Origin of the sequence: Spirillospora sp. NPDC046719, assembly GCF_040645715.1 — a bacterium.
In the GTDB taxonomy this organism is placed as follows: domain Bacteria; phylum Actinomycetota; class Actinomycetes; order Streptosporangiales; family Streptosporangiaceae; genus Spirillospora.
On the sequence record NZ_JBEYYT010000594.1, the window covers coordinates 1 to 4,697 of the forward strand.

The following is a 4,697-nucleotide window of genomic DNA, read 5'->3' on the forward strand; positions in this document are numbered from 1 at the left end:
CCGCCGCGACGCGCCGGTCCGCGGCGGTGCGGCCCCGGCGGGCCGCCGCGGAATGGGTGGGCTGCTCGCTGAGCCGGCCGCGGGCCAGCGTGAGCAGCCGGTCGCACCAGCCGGTGAGCGTCTCGGTGTCGTCCGCGCTGACCAGGACGGTCGGCGCCAGCGACCGCAGCACCGGGACCAGCTCGGCCATCGCGGCCGAGTACGCGGTCCCGCCCGGCCCCGCCGCGCCGGTCGGCCACGGTTCGGCGGCGGCCCGCAGGTCGCCGAACGGGTCGTCCAGCACCAGCAGGTCGGGGCCGTGCACGCACGCGGCGGCCAGCCCGGCGCGCAGCCGGACGTCCGGCGGCAGCAGCGACAGCGCCGTCCCGGCGGCCTCGGTGAGGTCCAGCCGCTTCATGATGGACCGTGCCACTGAGGTGCTCGTGCGCTTGTAGTACGCGGCATAAGCGACGAACTCGCCCGCCGTCATGCTCTCCGCGCGGGAGAACCGGGCCGGCAGGTAGCCGATCCGGGCCCGCGCGGCGCGCAGGTCCGCGGCGTTCGCTATGTCATGCCCGAGAATGTGCAGCACGCCGGAATTGGGCCGGCGCAAGGTCGCGAACGTGGCCAGCAGAGTGGATTTACCGACACCAGGTGGACCGGCGAAGCCGACCACGCCTTCGGTCACGCCGAAGGTCACCGGGCGCAGGAGCCACCGCCCCCCGCGGCGGACACCCATTCCTCGGGCCACGATCGCGGAATGCTCCGCGATCACTTGTTTCCCCCCGTTGCTCGTCATGCGAGCGCGACGGTCGTCCGAGCCGGGCCGGTGGCCGCTCCCGGCGCCACCCGGCGCCCGTCCGCCCGGACCGGCCGAATCGGCGGGGTCCGGGGAACCGGATCTCTTTTGCCGTCGCACGATGCATCGACATCGCGACTATAACCGGGCTTGGTGATGGCTGTCAGCAATCTTTTTGCCTTTACGGCAGGACGCCTGGATTCTTTGCCTTCCGACCGAAGGTGAGAATTCAAAAAAGGCGGACAATTGCGTCGTCATCCCATGGAAAGGGGCGTCGTGGCCGGCGGTCCCGCGCATGCACGAGTGGCGCCCGCGCGCGGCTCGCTCCGCTCCGAGCGGACGGGCGCACCGACCGGGCCGGTCATGGGGCAGGATGGACCCATGCCTTCTCGGGACTTTTCGTTGCACGGGGCCATCGACCTGGGAGCTCGCCAGGCGGCCGCCAGGAAGCAGCAGGAGCGCCGGGCGCAGGCCGGTGCGGCGCCCGCGGGCGGCCCGGCCGGCGGCGCCCCCGCCGCCGGAGCGTACGTCGTGGACGTCACCGACCAGACCTTCAACACCGAGGTCGTGGAGCGGTCGCAGACCGTCCCGGTGCTCGTCGACTTCTGGGCCGACTGGTGCGGGCCGTGCAAGCAGCTCAGCCCGATCCTGGAGAAGCTCGCCACCGAGGCGGCCGGCAAGTGGATCCTCGCCAAGGTCGACATCGACGCGAACCCGCAGCTCGGCGCGTACATGCAGCAGATGGGCGTGCGCGGCATCCCGTTCGTCGCGGCGGTCGTGGCCGGGCAGCTGCTGCCCTTCCTGAACGGCGCGGCCCCCGAGCCGCAGGTCCGGCAGGCGATCGACCAGCTCTTCGAGGCGCTGCGCCAGGAGGGCATCCTGCCGGAGCCCCCGCCGGGCGAGGCCGCGGCCGCGGGCGAGGAGGCGGCCCCGGCCGGGTCGGTGTACTCCGAGGCCGAGGACGCGCTGCAGCGCGGCGACCTCGACGGCGCGAAGGCCGCCTTCGAGCGGATCCTCGCCGGGAACCCGAGGGACGGCCAGGCCAAGCAGGGCCTCGCGCTGGTCGAGCTGAGCCTGCGGGTGGAGCGGCTGGACCCCGAGCGCACCGTCCAGGAGGCGGCGGACAAGCCCGGCGACGTGCAGGCGCAGCTCCGCGCCGCGGACGTCGAGATGGTGTCCGGCCGGATCGAGGACGCGTTCGGGCGGCTGCTCACCGCGGTGCGCGGCAGCGCGGGCGACGACCGCGACGCGGCCCGCACGCACCTGCTGTCCCTGTTCGAGCTGCTGCCGCCGGACGACCCGCGCGTCGCCAAGGCCCGCCGCTCCCTCCAATCGGCGCTCTTCTGACGATCCCGGCGTCCTGACGACCACGGCCCAAGGACCTCGCTCGGCGGCCCAAGGACCTCGTTCGGGGTCCAAGGACCTCGTTCGGGGGTCCAAGGACCTCGTTCGGGGGTCCAACGGCCTCGCTCGGCGGCCCGGCGCTCGCCTGACGGCTGAGCGCCGGATCGCCCTGCCCGCTTGCGATCGCGACGGGTCCGGGCCCTTGGGGCGCGCGGAATCGGGCATGTAGCGGGTGTGAGCGCTCGTGTCGTGACCATCTCCGCCGCGTTCGGCGCGCGGGGCGACGTGGTCGGCCCCGCGGTCGCCGAGCGCCTCGGGCTGCCGTTCCTCGACCGGGCCATCCCCGTCCGGGTCGCCGGCGAGATCGGCTGCACGCTGGAGGAGGCGCTCGCGCACGACGGCCGCGCCGAGAGCGGCATCGGCCGCATCCTCGCGGGCGCGGCGCGGCTGCCGAACGTCGCGCTCGGCGCCATGGACGTCTACCTCCCCGAGCAGGCGATCACCCGTCCCGAGGAGTTCGTCGAGCACACCGAGCGCGTCATCCACCGGACGGCGGAGCACGGCGGGGGCGTGCTGCTCGGCCGCGCCGCCGCCCTCGTGCTGGCCGGCCTCCCGGGGGTGCTGCACGTCCGGCTGGACGGCCCGCGCGAGCGGCGACTGGCGGTCGCCGCGCACGAGCTGGCGAAGTCCGCCGAGGGCCGGGCGGCGGCGGTCCCGGGCGGCCGCCGGGGCCGGGCCGGGGGCGGGACGAGGGGTCCGGCTGGGGCGACCGGGACGCCGGACCGCGATGTTGAGCGTATGCTCGATGACAACGACCGCGCCCGCACGGCCTACGTGAAGCACTTTTACGGGGCCGACCCCGCCGATCCGCGGCTCTACCATCTCGTGATCGACACCACGAGGCTGCCCGCATCCGCCGCCGTCGACCTGATCGCGGCCGCGGCGCGGGCGCTGTGAGCCGCAGGCGGAGAGGGCGACGGCCCCCGGGCGTCCCGTGCCCCCATGGGACGTGGCGGCCGGGACGAGGACGTACCCGGTAGCAAGAGGGAGCAGGTTGTCGTGGCGAGCGTGCCCAGCGTTTCGTACTCCATCACCGTCCGGCTGGAGGTCCCGGCCGGCGGCAAGGCGGTCAGCCAGATCACGCACGTGGTCGAGAACGCCGGCGGCATCGTCACGGCCCTCGACGTCAACACGGCGGGGCACGAGACGCTGCGCATCGACGTGACGATCGCCACTCGCGACACCCAGCACGCCGAGGCGATCGCCAGCGCGCTGGAGAAGATCGACTCCATCAAGATCCACAAGGTCAGCGACCGGACCTTCCTGATGCACCTCGGCGGCAAGATCGAGATGCAGTCGAAGGTGCCGCTGCGCAACCGCGACGAGCTGTCGATGGCCTACACGCCCGGCGTCGCCCGGGTGTCGCTCGCCATCGCCCGCAACCCCGAGGACGTCCGCCGGCTGACGATCAAACGCAACAGCGTCGCGGTCGTCACCGACGGGTCGGCGGTGCTGGGCCTCGGCAACATCGGCCCGGAGGCGGCGCTGCCGGTCATGGAGGGCAAGGCGGCGCTGTTCAAGCGGTTCGCCGGGATCGACGCGTGGCCGATCTGCCTGGACACCCAGGACACCGACGAGATCGTCCGGACGGTGCAGATCCTCGCGCCCGCGTTCGGCGGCATCAACCTGGAGGACATCTCCGCGCCGCGCTGCTTCGAGGTCGAGCGGCGGCTCCGCGAGCTGCTGGACATCCCGGTCTTCCACGACGACCAGCACGGCACGGCGATCTGCGTGCTGGCCGCGCTGACCAACGCGCTGCGGGTCGTCGGCAAGGACATCGGCTCGGTCCGGATCACGATGGCGGGCGCGGGCGCGGCCGGCACCGCCATCCTGAAGCTGCTCATGCACGCCGGCGCGCGCGACCTGATCGTGTGCGACTACCGGGGCGCGGTGCACAAGGGCCGCGAGGACCTGGACGACTCGCTGCGCTGGATCGCCGAGCACACCAACACCGCCGGCTACTCCGGCGACCTGCGCGGCGCGGTGAAGGACGCGGACGTGTTCATCGGGGTGTCCGCGCCCGGCATCCTCAACGGCGACGACATCGCGACGATGAACGAGGGCGCGATCGTGTTCGCGCTGGCGAACCCGGAGCCGGAGGTGTCGCCGGACGAGGCGCGCGAGCACGCCGCCGTCGTCGCGACGGGCCGCAGCGACTACCCGAACCAGATCAACAACGTGCTGGCGTTCCCGGGCGTCTTCCGCGGGCTGCTGGACGCGCAGGCCGACGGGGTCACCCAGGCGATGCTGGCGGCGGCGGCGCAGGCGCTGGCCGAGGTCGTCACGCCGGGCGAGCTGGGCCCGAACTACATCGTGCCGAGCGTGTTCCACCCGGAGGTGGCGTCCCGCGTCGCGGGCGCCGTCCGCGAGGCCGCCGGCGGCCGCCCCCGCACCGAGGCGTAGCCGCCGCCTCCGCGACCGGGTCCGGCCGGACCCGGCGGAGCGGCGGGGGCGGGGGGGGGTGTGGGTCTTGGGTGGGTTGGGCGGGTGGGGGGGCGGGGGGGGGGAGCCGCCC

The 4,697-nt window shown here is 74.0% G+C and carries 4 protein-coding genes; 3 read left to right on the forward strand and 1 reads right to left on the reverse strand.

Going from position 1 to position 4,697, the window contains the following annotated elements:
* The coding region (locus ABZ914_RS46795) for an ATP-binding cassette domain-containing protein (protein WP_500201104.1) at positions 1-778 on the reverse strand (778 nt) is incomplete at its 3' end.
* 402 nt (positions 779-1,180) lie between these two features.
* Here ABZ914_RS46795 and ABZ914_RS46800 point away from each other — a divergent pair.
* From ABZ914_RS46800 to ABZ914_RS46810, 3 genes are all read left to right on the forward strand, one after another.
* Positions 1,181-2,125 (forward strand): tetratricopeptide repeat protein, encoded by a 945-nt coding sequence (locus ABZ914_RS46800; RefSeq protein ID WP_206700392.1) that lies wholly within the window; start codon positions 1,181-1,183, stop codon positions 2,123-2,125.
* 231 nt (positions 2,126-2,356) lie between these two features.
* Positions 2,357-3,079 carry a cytidylate kinase-like family protein gene (locus ABZ914_RS46805; protein WP_500201105.1) on the forward strand — a complete coding sequence of 241 codons (723 nt, stop codon included), beginning with the start codon at positions 2,357-2,359 and terminating at the stop codon, positions 3,077-3,079.
* Between the two features lie 102 nt (positions 3,080-3,181).
* On the forward strand, positions 3,182-4,585 hold the full coding sequence (locus ABZ914_RS46810) for an NAD-dependent malic enzyme (protein ID WP_500201106.1): 1,404 nt from the start codon (positions 3,182-3,184) through the stop codon (positions 4,583-4,585).
* Positions 4,586-4,697 lie beyond the last annotated feature (112 nt).